The following is a 16,425-nucleotide window of genomic DNA, read 5'->3' on the forward strand; positions in this document are numbered from 1 at the left end:
ATCGTCGCCTCGGCCCTGTCGGTGCAGGACGTGCGCGACCGGCCGCTCGAGGCCCAGCAGCAGGCCGACCAGCAGCACGCCAAGTTCGACGACGACAAGAGCGAATTCAGCGGCTACCTGCGCCTGTGGCAGTGGCTGCAGGACGCGCGCGGCGGCAAGGCGGTGGCCATGAGCCGGCGCGAGATGGCTGCGCAATCGGCCACCCGGCCTGTCGCGCCGCACAACATCGCGGCGCTGCCGGTGGCCAAGCGGGTGCAGGGCGGGCAGCCCCCATCCCAACCTTCCCCCAGCGGGGGAAGGAGGCAGCCCCTCCCTCCCCCGCTGGGGGAGGGCCGGGGTGGGGGCCGGCAGCGGGCGCAAGGCTCTCGCGCCGACCACCCGCCGCACGATCAAGTCGGCGACGCCCACAAGCTCAGCAACCGCCAATGGGAGCAGCTGCTGCGCCAGAACTTCATCAACATCCGCCGCGTGCGCGAGTGGCGCGACATCCACTCGCAGCTGCTCACCGTGGTGCGCGAGCACCAGTGGCCCATCAACAGCGAACCTGCGGGCTACGAGGCCCTGCACCTGTCCATGCTGTCGGGCCTGCTGGGCAACATCGGCTTTCGGCCGGAAGAGTCCGATGTCTATCTGGGCGCGCACGGCATCAAGTTCCACCCGCACCCGGGCGCCCACCTGTCCAAAAAACCCGGGCGCTGGATCGTCGCCGCCGAGCAGGTCGAGACCACGCGGCTGTACGGCCGGGGCATCGCCGCCATCGAGCCCCAGTGGCTGGAGGAGGTGGGTGGCCACCTGCTGAAGAAGCAGCTGCTGGAGCCGCACTGGAGCAAGAAGCAGGCCGATGTGGTGGCGCTGGAGCGCGCGACGCTCTACGGCCTGGTGGTCTACAACGGCCGGCGCATGAGCTACGGCCGCATCGACCCGCACGAGGCGCGGCAGATCTTCATCCGCCAGGCCCTGGTCGAGGGCGAGTGGGACACGCGCTGGCCCTTCCTGGCCGCCAACCGCAAGCTGATTGCCCGCGTCGAAGAGCTGGAGCACAAGAGCCGGCGCCAGGACGTGCTGGTGGACGATGAGCTGGTCGCGGCCTACTACGACCAGTTCATCCCCGAGGGCATTTTCAGCGGCGCCACCTTCGACCCGTGGTTTCGCGCGGCCAGCCGCGAGCAGCCCCAGCTCTTGCGCCTGTCGCGCGAGGAGCTGATGCGCCACGAGGCGGCGGGCATCACCACAGAGAACTTCCCGCGCACCCTCCGCCTGGGCGGGGTGGATTGCAGCGCCAGCTACCTGCACGCGCCGGGCGATGCGCGCGACGGGGTCACCGTGACGGTGCCGCTGTTCGTGCTCAACCAGGTGAGCGAGGAGCGCGCCGAATGGCTGGTGCCGGGCATGCTCAAGGACAAGCTGCAGGCGCTGCTCAAAAGCCTGCCCCAGCGTCCGCGCAGCCGCTTCGTGCCCCTGCCCGAGAGCGCGGCGCGGCTGGCGCAGCGGTTCACCCAGCCCGAACACTGGGCACAGGGCAGCCTGCTGGAGGCGCTACTGCGCCAGGTGCGTGAGGAAACCGGCCTGGCCGTGCAGCGCACGGACTTCAAGCTGGACATGCTCTCGCCGCACCTGTTCATGAACTTCCGCGTCACGGACGAGCACGGCCGCCAGCTCGGACAGGGGCGCAACCTGGCGGCGCTCAAGGCCGAGCTAGGCGCACGCGCGCGCGGGGCGTTTCAGGCGCTTGCTTCTTTAAAGATAGCAAACTCTCAGGACGGAACAACGGTTTCAGAGGAAAAATCACCTGAAATCAAGAGCATTCAAGGGCAGGCTGCTATCAAAAAAGAGAAAAGCGCCCGGCAGGCCGCTCCTGAGGCTTCCCCGGCGCCGCGCCCGGCCGAGGCGCGCTACACGAGCTGGTCCTTCGGCGAACTGCCCGAGCTGATGGAGATCGCGCGCGGCAGCCAGGCGCTGATCGGCTTTCCGGCGCTGATCGATCATGGCGATGCGGTGGGCATCGAGGTGTTTGACGAGCCCGAAGCGGCAGCCGTGCGCCACCGCGTCGGCCTGCGCCGCCTGGTGGCGCTGCAGATCCGCGACGCGCTGAAATACCTGGAGAAGAACATCCCCGGCCTGACCGCCATGGCCGTGGCCTACATGCCCCTGGGCACGCAGGAGGAGCTGCGCGCGCAGATCATCGACATGGCGCTGGACCGGGCCTTCCTGGCCGAGCCGCTGCCGGCCGACGAGGCGCAGTTCCTGCAGCGCGTGCAGGACGGGCGCGCGCGCCTGACGCTGATCGCCAACGAGGTCGCGCGCCAGGCGGCCGCCGTCCTGCAGGAATACGCCGCGGCGCAGCGCAAGCTCAAGGACGCCAAGGCCGCGCGCGACGTGGCGGCCGACGTGGCCCAGCAGTTGCAGCGCCTGATGCCGCCGGGCTTTCTGGCGGCCACGCCCTGGGCGCAGCTGCAGCACCTGCCGCGCTATCTCAAGGCCATCACCATACGCCTGGACAAGCTGCGCGCCGACCCGGCGCGCGACGCCGCGCGGATGAAGGAGCTGGCGCCGCTGGAGCAGCGCTACTGGCGTCTGCTGGCCGAACGCCGGGGCCAGCAGGATGCGCGGCTGCAGGAGTACCGCTGGATGCTGGAGGAGCTGCGCGTGAGCTTTTTCGCGCAGGAGCTGCGCACGCCCTATCCGGTGAGCGCCAAGCGGCTGGACAAGCTCTGGGCGCAGATCACGTCCTGAGCGCCGGGGACAGACGCAGCGGGGCTGGCGCGCTGGTGCGCCGCCCGGGATCACTGCAGAACGAGACGGTCAAGCTCCGCGCAAACATCGGCCATGCGCCCGGAGATAACCAGACGGCAGCCGCCGTCACCCTCGTGGTGCACGATCACGCGCAGGGGTGGGGCTTTGGCGCAGCGGGGCTGCGATGCGGCGAACAGGGTGGGCCGGGCTTCCAGCGCGCGGGCGAAGGGTAGCGAGGTCCAGGCAAGAGAGGCAAGCGCCATGTGAAAACTCCTTTGTGCCCCATTCCGGAGCCGACAAGCAAGAACACAGGCAGGATTGCTGAAAGAGGGGTTCAATGAGACGCGCAACCGCAGGGTTGACGTGTAGGACTCACCGGCCCGTGCACGCCAGACGCCCGCCACCTGCGGTGGCGCATCAGGGAAGGGGGAGGGGGAGGCGCGGGGCCTACATCAGCATGGTGTTGCGGATCAGGCCGACGGCCAGGCCCTCGATCTCGAAGGGCTCGCCAGGCTCGACGCGGATGACCGGGTAGTCCGGGTTCTCCGGCAGCAGCTCGATGCCGCTGCCCGTACGGCGCAGCCGCTTGACCGTGACCTCGTCGCCCAGGCGCGCGACGATGATCTGGCCGCTGCGCGCTTCCCGCGTGGCCTGCACGGCCAGCAGGTCGCCGTCCATGATGCCGGCGTCGCGCATGGACATGCCGCGCACCTTGAGCAGGTAGTCGGGCCGGTGGGCGAACAGCGAGCCCTCCAGCGTGTAGGTCTGGTCCACGTGCTCCTGCGCGAGAATGGGCGAGCCCGCGGCCACGCGGCCGATCAAGGGCAGCGTGAACTGCGACAAGCCGGCGATCGGCAGGTCAAAGCGCGCGCCGCGCGCGGCGTTGATGCCGCGCACCGTTTCGCCGCGCAGCCGGATGCCGCGAGAGGTGCCGCTGACCAGCTCGATCACGCCCTTGCGCGCCAGCGCCTGCAGATGCTCCTCCGCGGCGTTGGCCGAGCGAAAGCCCAGCTCGGTGGCGATCTCGGCCCGGGTCGGGGGCGCACCGGTGCGCGCGATGGCGGTCTGGATCAGGTCCAGGATCTGCTGTTGGCGGGCGGTGAGCTTGGGTTTGTCGAGCATGGAAGACTCCGTTGCGGTGGGTTGCGGGGCAACCACTGTTTTTTAATCCAGTACCTGTATTTTTAGACAGTTTTCGGAAGGACGCAAGCGCCGTGGCAACAAGCATCGTTGTATTGGGGACAGGCGGCACCATCGCCGGCACCTCCGGCCAGGCCGGGGCCAACGTTGGCTACACCGCCGCGCAGCTGAGCGTGGAGCAACTCCTCGCTGCCGTGCCGCCCCTGGCCGCCGCCGCGCGCGGGTCCCTGGTGGCCGAGCAGGTGGCGCAGGTGGACAGCAAGGACATGACGCACGCCCTCTGGCAGCGTCTGGTGGCACGCTGCCTGGCGCACCTGGCCAAGGAGGACGTGGCGGGCCTGGTCATCACCCACGGCACCGACACGCTGGAGGAAACCGCCTGGCTGCTGGCCAACGTGCTGCCTGCGGCCGGCAAGCCGGTGGTGCTGACCTGCGCCATGCGCCCGGCCACGGCCCTGGCGCCCGACGGGCCGCAGAACCTGCTGGACGCCGTGACCGTGGCCGTCCACCCGGAGGCGCGCGGCGTGCTGGTGGTGGCTGCAGGAACCATCCACGGGCCGCGCGAGGTGGTCAAGGTGCACCCGCTGCGGCTCGATGCTTTTGCCTCGGGCGACGGCGGGCCGCTGGGCTGGGTGGAGGGCGGGCAGGTGCGCTGGGCGCAGGCCCGGGCGCCGCAGCCGCCCCTGGCGCCTCATGCCGCGCTGGCGCCGCGGCTGGGCGCGCTGCCCTGGCCGCGCGTGGCCATCGTGCTGAGCCACGCCGGCGCAGACGGCCTGCTGGTCGATGCCCTGGTGGCCGGCGGTGTGGCCGGCATCGTCGCCGGCGCGACCGGCAACGGCACGCTGCACGAAAGCCTGGAGGCGGCGCTGGCGCGGGCGCAGGGCGCGGGGGTTGCGGTGCGTGTGGCCTCGCGCTGCCCCGAAGGCCGCATGCTGGCGCCGGCGCAGGCGCAGTGGGTCTATCTGGAGGGGCTGAGCCCGGTGAAGGCGCGCATCAGCCTGATGCTGGAGCTGATGGCGCAGGGCGCCTGAAGCAAAACGCCCCGCGGGGGCGGGGCGTCGTGCGGCGGGGGCCGGACGGTTCAGCTCGACAGCGCGGCCAGGGCGCGTTCGGTGATCTCGTCGACGCTGCCCATGCCGCTGATGGCGCGGTACTTGGGCGCGTTAGCGGGGTCGGCCTGGGCCCAGTCGGAGTAGTAGTCCACCAGCGGGCGGGTCTGCTGGCTGTAGACCTCCAGGCGTTTCTTGACGGTTTCTTCCCTGTCGTCCTCGCGTTGCACCAGCGGCTCGCCGGTCACGTCGTCCAGGCCCTCGGCCTTGGGCGGGTTGAATTTGACGTGGTAGGTGCGGCCCGACGCGGGGTGCGAGCGGCGCCCGCCCATGCGCTCGATGATGGCCTCGAACGGCACGTCGATTTCCAGCACGTAGTCCAGCTTGACGCCGGCCGACTTCATGGCCTCGGCCTGCGGGATGGTGCGCGGAAAGCCGTCGAACAGAAAGCCGTTGGCGCAGTCCGGCTCGGCGATGCGCTCCTTGACCAGGTTGATGATCAGGTCGTCGCTGACCAGCTGGCCGGCATCCATCACCGCCTTGGCCTGCACGCCCAGCGGCGTGCCGGCCTTGACGGCGGCGCGCAGCATGTCGCCGGTGGAGATCTGCGGAATGCCGAACTTCTGGCAGATGAATGCAGCCTGGGTGCCCTTTCCGGCGCCCGGAGCGCCCAGCAGGATCAGTCTCATGGGTGGTTTCCTCTCGGGTTTTTATGAATGCGTGGCAGGCAGCGGCCCGTACATGCCGGGCCGGGCCGTGCGGATGGCGGGCGAGAATACCATGCAGCCCCTGCGCCATCCTGACGCTGGCGTGACCCCGGCGGGCGCGCTTTTCAGGCCAGCAGGGCGCGCACGCGTGCGAGGTCTTCGGGCGTGTCCACGCCCGCGCCGGGCACCTGCGCGGCCACGTGCACGGCGATGCGGTGGCCATGCCACAGCGCACGCAGCTGCTCGAGCTGCTCGATCTGCTCGGTCGGCGCCGGCGGCAGCTGCGGAAAGCGCCGCAGAAAGCCCGCCCGGTAGCTGTAGATGCCCACGTGGCGCAGCGGCGCCGCACCCGCGCCGACCTCCTGCCGCCACCAGGCGCCCGCATGGTCGCGCGCGTGCGGGATGGGCGCGCGGCTGAAATAGTGCGCCATGCCGCGCGCGTCCAGCACCACCTTGACCACGTTGGGGTTGGCGAAGTCCTCGGCACTGTCGATGGCGTGCGCCGCCGTGCCCATGTCGGCCTCGGGCGTGGCCTGCAGCAGGGCGGCCACGGCGTCGATCAGGGCGGGCGCGATGAGCGGCTCGTCGCCCTGCACGTTGACGACGATGGCTTCGTCCGGCAGCTGCAGCTGCGCGCAGGCCTCGGCCAGGCGGTCGCTGCCGCTGGCGTGGTCGGCGCGGGTCAGCAGTGCCTGCACGCCGTGGGCGCGGCAGGCCTCGACGATGCGCTCGTCATCGGCGGCGACGATGCAGCGCGCGGCCCCGCTCTGCGCCGCGCGCTGGGCCACGCGCACCACCATGGGCAGGCCGGCGATGTCGGCCAGCGGCTTGCCGGGCAGACGGGTGGAGGCCAGGCGCGCCGGGATCAGCACTGTGAAGGGCGCCGCGGCAGCGCTCATGGCTGCTCCAGCTCCTCGTCGCTGAGCGTGCGCGCCTCGTTCTCCAGCAGCACGGGAATGCCGTCGCGCACCGGGTAGGCCAGCCGCGCGCTGCGCGAGACCAGCTCCTGGCGCTCGCGGTCGTAGCGCAGGGGGCCCTTGGTGACGGGGCAGACCAGCAGTTCAAGCAGTTTCGGGTCCATGGGGTTCTTCTTTCGGTCGGGTGGAGCGGGCAATCTTAGAACGCACCTGCAGGCGGCGCGGGCAGCCGCGCATCGAGCTGGTCGAAAAACGCCGGCGCCAGCGTCACCTGCAGCGGCACCGCCAGCGCATCGGGCCAGCGCCGCCACAGCTTGACCGCGTCTTTTTCGGTGCAAATCAGCGTATAACCATTGTCAGGCAAAGGATCCCAGCTATCGAAATCGAAGTGATCGGGCAGGCCCTCGCAGCGCTCGGGCTGCAGTCCGCGCTGGCGCAGCAGGCAGAAGAAATCCTCCGGCCGGGCGATGCCGGCGACCGCGTGCAGGCGCTGGCCGCGCAGCGCGGCCAGCGCCACACGCCGGCCCCGGGCGTCCACGGCGTGGCTGGCCAGCTCGCGCTGCAGGGCGAATTGCGGCGCCGGCCCACCCGGCGCCGGCCCGGCGTGCAGGGCCCAGTCCACGTGTCGGGGCCAGGGCTCGCGCAGCGGGCCGGCGGGCAGCAGCCAGCCGTTGCCCACACCCTCGTCGTTGAAGACGCAGACCTCCAGGTCGCGCGCCAGGGCCAGGTGCTGCAGACCGTCGTCGCACACCAGGATGTCCACCTGCGGGTGGGCCGCCAGGAGCGCGCGGCCGGCCTCGGCGCGCTGCCGGCCGACGAAGACCGGCGCGCCGCTGGCGCGGGCGATCAGCAGCGGCTCGTCGCCCACCAGGCGCGCGTCGCCGTCCGCCAGCGCGGCGCGCACGTCGCGCGTGCTGCGGCCGTGGCCGCGCGAGATGACGCCCGGCCGCCAGCCGCGCGATTGCAGGTGGCGCACCAAGGCCAGCACCACCGGCGTCTTGCCCGCGCCCCCGGCGATGACGTTGCCCACCACGATGACCGGCACCGGCAGGCGGCGGGTGGCGAAAACGCCCCGGCGGTAGAGCGCCCGGCGCAGGTGCAGCAGGGCGCCGTGCAGCAGCGCCAGCGGCCACAGCGCGCGCGCCGCCGGTCCGCGGCCCTGCCAGATCCGGCGCAGGCGTGAGGTGCTCATGGCCCGGGCGCCCTGGCTCGTCATTCGCCAGCGGCGGCGGGCGAGCGGGTGGCGAAGGCGATGCGGGGCAGGCCGGCGCGGCGCGCCGCCTCCATCACCGAGACCACGGCCTGGTGCGGCGCGAGCGCGTCGGCGCTGATGACGACCACCGGCGCCGCGCCCGCGCTGGCCGCGGCGGCCAGCGCCTCGGCCAGCTGCGCGGGGCTGCTGCCGGCCAGCGCCTGGTGGTTGACGGCGTAGCGGCCGTCGGCGGCAACGGCGACGATGATCTCCGAGGGGCGCTCGCGCGGCGTCTCGGCGTCGGCCACCGGCAGGGTCACCTGCAGCTCGGTGAACTTGCTGTAGGTGGTGGTCAGCATCAGGAAGATGAGGATGACCAGCAGCACGTCGATGAACGGGATCAGGTTGATCTCGGGCTCATCCGTGGCGCGGCGGCGGAAGTTCATGTCACGGCAGGCGCACCAGGTGGCGCACGAAGCGCTCGGCGGCCAGTTCGAGGACGAGGACGTGGGCATCCACGCGGCTGCGGAAGTAGCGCCAGAAGATCAGCGCGGGAATGGCGACGATCAGGCCGAAGGCGGTGTTGTAGAGCGCCACCGAGATGCCATGGGCCAGCTGCGCCGGGTTGCCGGCGCCCGCCACGGCGCCGCTGCCGGCCTGGGCGCCGAAGATCTCGATCATGCCGACCACCGTGCCCAGCAGGCCCAGCAGGGGCGCGGCCGAGGCGATGGTGGCCAGGGCGCCCAGGTAGCGCTCCAGGCGCTGCAGGGCCGCGCGGCCCGCGCCCTCCAGGGTGGCGCGCAGCTCGGCTTCGGTGATGGAGGGGTGGGCGGCGCGGGCGCGCAGGCCGGCCGCCAGGACGGTGCCCAGCACCGAGCTTTCGGCCAGCTGGTCCACGGTCTCGGGCGTGGGGACGCCGCGCGCGGACACGGCAATGGCCTCGTCAAGCAGCTTCGGCGGGGCCACGCGGGCTGTCTTCAGGGCCACGAAACGCTCGAAAATCAGCGCCAGGGCCAGGATGGAGCACGCGATCAGCGGCCAGATCGGCCACCCCGCGGCTTGTATGATGGACAGCAACTCTCACTCCACTCATGTGCAAGGCAGCGCGCGATTATGGCGCAGCCGCGGCGGCACGGGCCACGCCGGGCCGGCCGCACTGCCAGGCTTTTTCTTCTGCCTTTCCTGTGGATAAGTTTGTGGGAAACCGCGTGGCCACGCACCGCCGCCCCGGCGAAGGCGACAGGATGAAACCCCCGCCATGCATGCCAAAAACCAAAAAAACACCGTGAAATCAATGCTTTGCAGCAGCGCTCGCAGTTTGTGCGTGAGCTTTCGCGCGCTGTGCGGCAGGGGCCGTACACCGGTCTGCCTGTGGACTATTGGCAAGTTGCAGCCGCGCGCGGCTGGGTGCCACCGTGGCTGATGGCCCGTCCCTGGCTGCCGCGCCGCACGTCTGGCAGGTCGGCGCGCTGTGCCGCGCCGTGGCCGACGCGCTGTCGGCGCGCTTCAACCCGGTGGCCGTGCGCGGCGAGATCACGGGCTTTTCCCGCGCGGCCAGCGGACACTGCTACTTCACCCTCAAGGACCGCGAAGGGCAGGTGCGCTGCGCCATGTTCCGCCGCGCCGCCCTGGCGCTGGACTTCGCGCCGCGCGACGGCGAGCTGGTCGAGGTGCAGGGTCGGCTGGGCGTCTATGAGGCCCGGGGCGACCTGCAGCTCATCGTCGAGCAGGTGCGCCGGGCCGGGCAGGGTGCGCTGTTCGAGGAGTTTTTGCGCCTGAAGGCCCGGCTGGAGGCAGAGGGTCTGTTCGATGCCGCGCGCAAGCGGCCCCTTGCCGCCATGCCGCGCGCCATTGGCATCGTGACCTCGGCGGGGGCGGCGGCGCTGCGCGACGTGGTCACGGCGCTGCGCCGGCGGGTGCCGCACATTCCGGTGGTGCTGGCGCCGGCACTGGTGCAGGGCGCTCTGGCCCCGGCATCGATCTGCGAGGCGCTATCGAAACTGTATCTGCTGGCCGAGCAGGGGCGCGAGCTGGCGCCCGAAAGCGCTACAAACATGCCTGAGACCCCGGCGATCGACGCCATCCTGCTCGTGCGCGGCGGCGGCTCCATCGAGGACCTCTGGGCCTTCAACGACGAGAGCGTGGCGCGCATGGTGGTGCAAAGCCCGGTGCCGCTCATCAGTGGCGTGGGGCACGAGACGGATTTCACCATCGCCGATTTTTGTGCCGACCTGCGCGCGCCCACGCCCACGGCCGCCGCCGAGCTGGTGGCCCAGCCGCGCGATCTGTGGCTGGGCGCCCTGGGGCTGCTGGGCGAGCAGCTGGCCGACGGCGTGCAGCGCCAGCTCGACCAGCGCCACCAGCGCCTGGACATGGCGGCGCAGCGGCTGGGACGCCCTTCCGGGCTGGTAGCGCGCCAGCAACTGGTCCTGGCGCGCCTGGCCCAGCGCATGCGGCACGGCGTGCTCCTGAAAACGGAGCGTCTGGCCCAGCAGCAGCAACGCTTTCGGGACGATATGCCAGAGCGATGGCAGCGCCAGCTCGCGCGGCAAGGCGAGACGCTTTCGCGCCTGGGGCTGCGTCTGCATCTGCTCGACCCGCAGCGCGTGCTCGAACGCGGCTACGCCTTGCTGACCGACGGGGCGGGCCGCCCGGTAACCGACCCGGCGAGCACCCGGCCGGGCGATGCGCTCACCGCCACTGTTGCGCGGGGCACGCTCGACCTGGTGGTCTCGCAGCGCCGCCTGCTGTAGGCGCAGGCCGCGCCCTCGCGGCGGCGGCCTACAGCGGCACATACCCTTCTTTTCCTACAATGGTCCGCTGCACCGCCAGCTCCGAGCCGGCGGCCCGCCCCACACCACCAAGAAGGATTCACCATGGAACACACCCTGCCTCCGCTGCCCTACGCCATCGACGCCCTGGCTCCGCACTACAGCCAGGAGACGCTGGAATACCACCATGGCAAGCACCACAAGGCCTACGTGGACAACCTGAACAACCTGCAAAAGGGCACCGAGTTCGAGAACATGACCCTGGAGGAGATCGTCAAGAACTCCAGCGGCGGCATCTACAACAACGCTGCCCAGACGTGGAACCACACCTTCTTCTGGAACTGCATGACACCCGGCGGCGGCGGCGAACCCTCGGGCGCCCTGGCCGATGCCATCCGCGCCAAGTGGGGCAGCTACGGTGCCTTCAAGGAAGCCTTCGTCAAGAGCGCGACGGGCAACTTCGGCTCGGGCTGGACGTGGCTGGTCAAGAAGAACGACGGCAGCGTGGACATCGTGAACATGGGCGCCGCCGGCACCCCGCTGACCACCGAGGACAACCCCGTCCTGACGGTGGACGTGTGGGAGCACGCCTATTACATCGACTACCGCAACCAGCGCCCCAAGTTCGTCGAAACCTTCTTCGACAAGCTGGTGAACTGGAAGTTTGCCGAGAGCAACTTCGCCTGACCCGCGGCGCGGCGCCTCTGTGGCGCCCGCTTGTCCGACCCCGGCCGCCAGGTCGGGGTTTTTTTTGGCCGGCGCCCAGAAGTTTACGGGTTAATACCTAGAATTTTTGCATTGCGGGACAGAGTTGCAAAAAACGGAACTTTTGACCTCCCGGTCACCGACAATCCGGGCCGTCGCCGCGCAGCCCACAGGCCAGTGCGGCCACACCCTTCCGATCCTGCGTTTTTGTTGACCTGAAAGACACGGATGAGCACCCAGCAACCCACCATCATCTACACCCTGACCGACGAGGCCCCGCGCCTGGCGACGGCCTCGCTTCTGCCCATCGTGCGTGCCTTCACCGCCCCGGCCGGCATCAACGTGGCCGAGAGCGACATCTCGGTGGCCGCGCGTATCCTGGGCGAGTTCCCGGACTATCTGAGCGATGAGCAGAAGGTGCCCAACAACCTGGCCGAGCTGGGCAAGAAGACGCTGCAGGCGGACGCCAACATCATCAAGCTGCCCAATATCAGCGCCTCGGTGGCGCAGCTCATGTCGGCCATCAAGGAGCTGCAGGACAAGGGCTATGCCATCCCCGATTTCCCCGAAGACCCCAAGACCGAGGAAGAAAAGGCCATCCGCGCGCGTTACAACAAGTGCATCGGTAGCGCCGTGAATCCGGTGCTGCGCGAGGGCAACTCCGACCGGCGGGCGCCCAAGGCCGTCAAGGAATACGCGCGCAAGCATCCGCACCACATGGCCGACTGGAGCCAGGCCTCGCGCAGCCACGTCTCGCACATGCACCACGGCGACTTCTACCATGGCGAGAAGTCCATGACGCTGGACCGCGCGCGCGACGTGAAGATGGAGCTGATCACCAGGAGCGGCAAGACCATCGTCCTCAAGCCCAAGGTCAGCCTGCTCGACCGCGAGGTCATCGACTCCATGTTCATGAGCAAGAAGGCGCTCCTGGAGTTCTATGAAAAGCAGATCGAGGACGCGCGCAAGACCGGTGTGATGTTCTCGCTGCACGTCAAGGCCACGATGATGAAGGTCTCGCACCCCATCGTGTTCGGCCACTGCGTGCGCATCTTCTACAAGGAAGCGTTCGAGAAGCACGCCAAGCTGTTCGAAGAGCTGGGCGTGAACGTAAACAACGGCATGGTCAACCTGTACGACAAGCTGGAAACGCTGCCCAGCGCCCAGCGCGAGGAAGTGCTGCGCGACCTGCACGCCTGCCACGAGAATCGTCCCGAGCTGGCCATGGTGGACTCGGCCAAGGGCATCACCAACTTCCACTCGCCCAACGACATCATCGTGGACGCCTCCATGCCCGCCATGATCCGTAACGGCGGCAAGATGTGGGGCCCGGACGGTCGCCTGAAGGACGTGAAGGCCGTGATGCCCGAGTCGACCTTTGCCCGCATCTACCAGGAGATGATCAACTTCTGCAAGTGGCACGGCGCGTTCGATCCGCGCACCATGGGCACCGTGCCCAACGTGGGCCTGATGGCCCAGCAGGCCGAGGAATACGGCAGCCACGACAAGACCTTCGAGATCCCCGAGGACGGCGTGGCCAACATCACCGACCTGAACACGGGCGAGGTGCTGATGAGCCAGAACGTGGAAGCCGGCGACATCTGGCGCATGTGCCAGACCAAGGACGCGGCCATTCGCGACTGGGTCAAGCTGGCCGTCACACGCGCGCGCAACTCGGGCATGCCGGTGGTGTTCTGGCTGGACGCCTACCGCCCGCACGAGAAAGAGCTCATCACCAAGGTGAAGATGTACCTGCACGAGCACGACACCACGGGCCTGGACATCCAGATCATGAGCCAGGTGCGCGCCATGCGCTACACGCTCGAGCGCGTGATCCGCGGCCAGGACACCATCAGCGCCACGGGCAACATCCTGCGCGACTACCTGACCGACCTGTTCCCCATCATGGAGCTGGGTACCAGCGCCAAGATGCTGTCCATCGTGCCGCTGATGGCCGGCGGTGGCATGTACGAGACGGGGGCCGGCGGCTCCGCCCCGAAGCACGTGCAGCAGCTGACGGAAGAAAACCACCTGCGCTGGGATTCGCTGGGCGAATTCCTGGCGCTGGCCGTTTCGCTGGAAGACCTGGGGATCAAGAACAACAACCCGCGCGCCAAGCTGCTGGCCCGCACGCTGGACGCCGCCACGGGCAAGCTGCTGGACAACAACAAGGGCCCGTCTCCGAAGACCGGCCAGCTGGACAACCGCGGCAGCCATTTCTACCTGGCCCTGTACTGGGCCCAGGAGCTGGCGGCGCAGACCGAGGACAAGGAGCTTGCCGCCCAGATCACGCCCCTGGCCAAGGCGCTGGCCGACAACGAGCAGAAGATCGTCGACGAGCTCAACGCCGTGCAGGGCCACCCCGTGGACATCGGCGGCTATTACGCCCCCGATCTGGACAAGCTGGAGGCTGTGATGCGCCCGAGCGCAACCTTCAATCAGGTGCTGCAGACCGTGGCATCCTGAGCATGAAAACAGGCCTCATCCCTTATGGGGCAAGGGCCTGTAGCTCCTGAAAAAAGAGCTGCCGCCAAGCCCGCAAGGGCCTTGGCGGCTTTTTTTGTCTCGCGCGAAGGCGCGGGGTAGCCCGCGCCCTTCAGCGTGCGCCGAAAGGCGTGCCGGTGAGCCTGGAGCCCGCCTTGAAGCCGCGCCGTGCAAACCAGCCCTGGTTCATCTCCAGCACGAAGCGCACCGGCCGGGCCGAGCAGTGCGAATCTTCGGACTGCGGCTGCATGTCGGCCAGGTTGACGATGGTGCCGTCGTCGGCGACGAAGGCGGCCGTCAGGGGCAGCAGGGTGTTCTTCATCCAGAAGCATTGCACGCCGGCCTGCTCGAAGACGAACAGCATGCCCTCATGTGCGGGCATGTCGCGGCGCAGCATCAGGCCGGTCTGGCGCTGCGCCGGGGCGCTGGCCACCTGGGCGTCGATGCGGTGCATGCCGGCGAAAAGCTCCACACGCGGCAGATCCAACTGCGGGCCGCCCTGGGCACCGGCCGCGGTGCAGCACAGCACCAGGGTGGCGGGCAGGGTGATGCGCGCACTGCGGCGCAGGCGGGCGGCCGCCCAGGCCAGGGCGCTCGGGACAGGGGCGAAGGAACAGCTCGGAAGACTCATGGGCTCGAAAGGGCTTCTGAAAAAAAGGCGCGGACACAAAAAAGCCCGCATGGCAGGCGCCATTGTGCGGGCTGGGGACCGGCGCAAGGCCGCGGGACGCGGGTCTGGCTCAGGCGTGCTGCGCGCCGTTCTTCTTGACGCGGCGCTTGGCAACCTTCTTGTGGCCGGCCTTGTGCGCGGACCGGGAGGCCGCCTTGGCATGCCGGGCGGCCGGTGCGGCAGCCGGAGCATCGACGGCGGCAGCCGGGCTGGAGGCTGCCATGGGGACGGCAGCGGGTGCCGGTTGCGTCTGGGCCTGCACGCCGGCAGCAAGCACCACGGCGGTCAGTGCGAGAAGAAGCTTTTTCATGATGCCGAATCCTTGGACGGGAAGAGAAAAGGTGAAGGGTGAAAAACATGGCGTCTTGTCGATGCCGCAATGGCATAACGTCATGCAAAACAGGCGCGTTGACAGCCGCGGAATAAAAACGTTGACCTAGAATTTGCCAGCCGCCGACCCGGCATGGGTCGGCGCCCTTTGTTTGTCCGCCTTTTCCCGGAGACCCCCGCGCATGAGCAGCTACCAGCACATCCAGGTGCCCGCCGACGGCCAGAAGATCACCGTCAACGCCGACATGACCCTGAATGTCCCCGACCAGCCCATCATTCCCTTCATCGAAGGCGACGGCACCGGGGTGGACATCACGCCGGTCATGATCCGCGTGGTGGACGCGGCCGTTGCCCGGGCCTACGGCGGCCGGCGTCAGATCCGCTGGATGGAGGTGTATGCCGGCGAAAAGTCCACGCGCGTCTATGGCCCGGACGTGTGGCTGCCCGAGGAGACGCTGCATGCCGTGCGCGACTACGTGGTCTCCATCAAGGGGCCGCTGACCACGCCCGTGGGCGGCGGCATCCGTTCGCTGAACGTGGCGCTGCGCCAGGAGCTGGACCTGTACGTGTGCCTGCGGCCCATCCAGTACTTCCGCGGCGTGCCGTCGCCCGTCAAGGAGCCGGAGAAGACCAACATGGTCATCTTCCGTGAGAACTCCGAGGACATCTACGCCGGCATCGAGTTCGAGGCGGAATCGGACAAGGCGCGCCGGCTGATCCAGATCCTGCAGGACGAGTTCGGCATCAGCAAGATCCGCTTCCCCGAGACCTCGGGCATCGGTGTCAAGCCCGTCTCGCGCGAGGGCACGGAGCGGCTGGTGCGCAAGGCCATCCAGTACGCCATCGACCACAACCGCCCGAGCGTCACCCTGGTGCACAAGGGCAACATCATGAAGTTCACCGAAGGGGCGTTCCGCGACTGGGGCTACGCCCTGGCCGCACGCGAGTTCGGCGCCGAGCTGATCGACGGCGGACCCTGGATGCGGCTGAAGAACCCGCACACGGGCCGCGAGATCACGATCAAGGACAGCATCGCCGACGCCTTTCTGCAGCAGATCCTGCTGCGCCCGGCCGAGTACAGCGTGATCGCCACGCTGAACCTGAACGGCGACTACGTCTCCGACGCGCTGGCGGCGCAGGTCGGCGGCATCGGCATCGCGCCGGGCGCCAATCTGTCGGACTCGGTGGCCATGTTCGAGGCCACGCACGGCACGGCGCCCAAGTACGCCGGCAAGGACTACGTCAACCCGGGCTCGGAGATCCTCTCGGCCGAGATGATGCTGCGCCACATGGGCTGGACGGAGGCCGCCGACCTGATCATCTCCTCGATGGAAAAAGCCATCCTGAGCAAGAAGGTGACCTATGACTTTGCGCGCCTGATGGAAGGCGCGACGCAGGTGAGCTGCTCGGGTTTCGGTCAGGTCATGATCGACCAGATGTAGGGTGTGCTGTCCGCGGCCCGCCAGGGCCGCGGCAATCCGGCAGAAACCCGCAAACACAGGCCAAGAAAAAAGGCCGTCCCGAAACATCGGGACGGCCTTTGATTTTGGCTCCTCAACCTGGGCTCGAACCAGGGACCTACGGATTAACAGTCCGGCGCTCTACCGACTGAGCTATTGAGGAATGTCGGTTGGTTATGCAAGCAGCCCTGTGCGATGGCAGGGTTGCCAAATTTTGGCTCCTCGACCTGGGCTCGAACCAGGGACCTACGGATTAACAGTCCGGCG

Annotated in this window: 16 protein-coding genes and 1 tRNA gene; 6 read left to right on the forward strand and 11 right to left on the reverse strand. The window is 69.0% G+C overall.

Annotated features, from left to right (window positions below):
- Positions 1-2,733, forward strand: a 2,733-nt coding sequence (locus tag RT051_RS12345; RefSeq protein ID WP_313077182.1) for a DUF3418 domain-containing protein, incomplete at its 5' end; no start/stop codon positions are given.
- A gap of 50 nt (positions 2,734-2,783) precedes the next feature.
- Here RT051_RS12345 and RT051_RS12350 read toward each other — a convergent pair.
- On the reverse strand, positions 2,784-2,996 hold the full coding sequence (locus RT051_RS12350) for a hypothetical protein (RefSeq protein ID WP_313077183.1): 213 nt from the start codon (positions 2,994-2,996) through the stop codon (positions 2,784-2,786).
- Positions 2,997-3,180: 184 nt separating this feature from the next.
- Positions 3,181-3,855: a transcriptional repressor LexA gene (gene lexA, locus RT051_RS12355; protein ID WP_313077184.1), complete on the reverse strand. Its 675-nt coding sequence runs from the start codon at positions 3,853-3,855 to the stop codon at positions 3,181-3,183.
- A gap of 92 nt (positions 3,856-3,947) precedes the next feature.
- Between lexA and RT051_RS12360 the strand changes: the two genes are divergently transcribed.
- Entirely contained in the window at positions 3,948-4,904 is a 957-nt protein-coding gene (locus RT051_RS12360) for an asparaginase (RefSeq protein ID WP_313077185.1), read from the forward strand.
- A 50-nt stretch (positions 4,905-4,954) separates the two neighbouring features.
- Here RT051_RS12360 and adk read toward each other — a convergent pair whose 3' ends face one another.
- From adk to RT051_RS12390, 6 genes are all read right to left on the reverse strand, one after another.
- A complete protein-coding gene (adk, locus tag RT051_RS12365) occupies positions 4,955-5,611 on the reverse strand; it encodes an adenylate kinase (protein WP_313077186.1) in 657 nt (218 codons plus the stop codon).
- A gap of 143 nt (positions 5,612-5,754) precedes the next feature.
- Positions 5,755-6,528, reverse strand: coding sequence for a 3-deoxy-manno-octulosonate cytidylyltransferase (kdsB, locus tag RT051_RS12370; protein ID WP_313077187.1), 774 nt, complete (start codon positions 6,526-6,528; stop codon positions 5,755-5,757).
- Complete coding sequence (locus tag RT051_RS12375; protein ID WP_313077188.1) at positions 6,525-6,710, reverse strand: Trm112 family protein; 186 nt, start codon at positions 6,708-6,710, stop codon at positions 6,525-6,527. The genes kdsB and RT051_RS12375 overlap by 4 nt, the downstream gene beginning before the upstream one ends.
- Before the next feature lie 35 nt (positions 6,711-6,745).
- The gene (gene lpxK, locus RT051_RS12380) at positions 6,746-7,762 is read right to left on the reverse strand and encodes a tetraacyldisaccharide 4'-kinase (RefSeq protein ID WP_313077190.1); all 1,017 of its coding nucleotides are present in this window, start codon (positions 7,760-7,762) and stop codon (positions 6,746-6,748) included.
- Entirely contained in the window at positions 7,759-8,184 is a 426-nt protein-coding gene (locus tag RT051_RS12385) for a biopolymer transporter ExbD (protein WP_313077191.1), read from the reverse strand. Before RT051_RS12385 ends, lpxK begins: the two co-directional genes overlap by 4 nt.
- 1 nt (position 8,185) lies before the next feature.
- The gene (locus tag RT051_RS12390; RefSeq protein WP_313077192.1) at positions 8,186-8,815 is read right to left on the reverse strand and encodes a MotA/TolQ/ExbB proton channel family protein; all 630 of its coding nucleotides are present in this window, start codon (positions 8,813-8,815) and stop codon (positions 8,186-8,188) included.
- Positions 8,816-9,153: 338 nt separating this feature from the next.
- On the opposite strand from RT051_RS12390, the gene xseA reads away from it, so the two are divergent.
- The 3 genes from xseA to RT051_RS12405 all read left to right on the forward strand — a co-directional run bounded on the left by xseA (position 9,154) and on the right by RT051_RS12405 (position 13,680).
- The gene (xseA, locus tag RT051_RS12395) at positions 9,154-10,491 is read left to right on the forward strand and encodes an exodeoxyribonuclease VII large subunit (protein ID WP_313077193.1); all 1,338 of its coding nucleotides are present in this window, start codon (positions 9,154-9,156) and stop codon (positions 10,489-10,491) included.
- A gap of 123 nt (positions 10,492-10,614) precedes the next feature.
- Complete coding sequence (locus RT051_RS12400) at positions 10,615-11,196, forward strand: Fe-Mn family superoxide dismutase (RefSeq protein WP_313077194.1); 582 nt, start codon at positions 10,615-10,617, stop codon at positions 11,194-11,196.
- Between the two features lie 246 nt (positions 11,197-11,442).
- On the forward strand, positions 11,443-13,680 hold the full coding sequence (locus RT051_RS12405) for an NADP-dependent isocitrate dehydrogenase (RefSeq protein ID WP_313077195.1): 2,238 nt from the start codon (positions 11,443-11,445) through the stop codon (positions 13,678-13,680).
- Between the two features lie 130 nt (positions 13,681-13,810).
- Here RT051_RS12405 and RT051_RS12410 read toward each other — a convergent pair whose 3' ends face one another.
- Complete coding sequence (locus tag RT051_RS12410) at positions 13,811-14,329, reverse strand: DUF192 domain-containing protein (RefSeq protein ID WP_313077196.1); 519 nt, start codon at positions 14,327-14,329, stop codon at positions 13,811-13,813.
- A 109-nt stretch (positions 14,330-14,438) separates the two neighbouring features.
- Entirely contained in the window at positions 14,439-14,678 is a 240-nt protein-coding gene (locus RT051_RS12415; RefSeq protein ID WP_313077197.1) for a hypothetical protein, read from the reverse strand.
- Positions 14,679-14,880: 202 nt separating this feature from the next.
- On the opposite strand from RT051_RS12415, the gene icd reads away from it, so the two are divergent.
- Complete coding sequence (gene icd, locus RT051_RS12420) at positions 14,881-16,140, forward strand: NADP-dependent isocitrate dehydrogenase (RefSeq protein WP_313077198.1); 1,260 nt, start codon at positions 14,881-14,883, stop codon at positions 16,138-16,140.
- Between the two features lie 105 nt (positions 16,141-16,245).
- Here the strand turns inward: icd and RT051_RS12425 are convergent.
- A tRNA-Asn gene (locus tag RT051_RS12425) sits at positions 16,246-16,321 on the reverse strand.
- Positions 16,322-16,425 lie beyond the last annotated feature (104 nt).

The organism is Melaminivora sp. (assembly GCF_032059615.1).
Taxonomy (GTDB): Bacteria; Pseudomonadota; Gammaproteobacteria; order Burkholderiales; family Burkholderiaceae_C; genus Melaminivora.

Bases quoted from the DNA above. Each gene is read 5' to 3' on its own strand.
- RT051_RS12385 (WP_313077191.1), bottom strand. From the start codon at position 8,184: ATGAACTTCCGCCGCCGCGCCACGGATGAGCCCGAGATCAACCTGATC.
- lpxK (WP_313077190.1), bottom strand. From the start codon at position 7,762: ATGACGAGCCAGGGCGCCCGGGCCATGAGCACCTCACGCCTGCGCCGG.
- RT051_RS12375 (WP_313077188.1), bottom strand. From the start codon at position 6,710: ATGGACCCGAAACTGCTTGAACTGCTGGTCTGCCCCGTCACCAAGGGC.
- adk (WP_313077186.1), bottom strand. From the start codon at position 5,611: ATGAGACTGATCCTGCTGGGCGCTCCGGGCGCCGGAAAGGGCACCCAG.
- kdsB (WP_313077187.1), bottom strand. From the start codon at position 6,528: ATGAGCGCTGCCGCGGCGCCCTTCACAGTGCTGATCCCGGCGCGCCTG.
- RT051_RS12405 (WP_313077195.1), top strand. From the start codon at position 11,443: ATGAGCACCCAGCAACCCACCATCATCTACACCCTGACCGACGAGGCC.
- RT051_RS12415 (WP_313077197.1), bottom strand. From the start codon at position 14,678: ATGAAAAAGCTTCTTCTCGCACTGACCGCCGTGGTGCTTGCTGCCGGC.
- icd (WP_313077198.1), top strand. From the start codon at position 14,881: ATGAGCAGCTACCAGCACATCCAGGTGCCCGCCGACGGCCAGAAGATC.
- lexA (WP_313077184.1), bottom strand. From the start codon at position 3,855: ATGCTCGACAAACCCAAGCTCACCGCCCGCCAACAGCAGATCCTGGAC.
- RT051_RS12410 (WP_313077196.1), bottom strand. From the start codon at position 14,329: ATGAGTCTTCCGAGCTGTTCCTTCGCCCCTGTCCCGAGCGCCCTGGCC.
- RT051_RS12350 (WP_313077183.1), bottom strand. From the start codon at position 2,996: ATGGCGCTTGCCTCTCTTGCCTGGACCTCGCTACCCTTCGCCCGCGCG.
- RT051_RS12400 (WP_313077194.1), top strand. From the start codon at position 10,615: ATGGAACACACCCTGCCTCCGCTGCCCTACGCCATCGACGCCCTGGCT.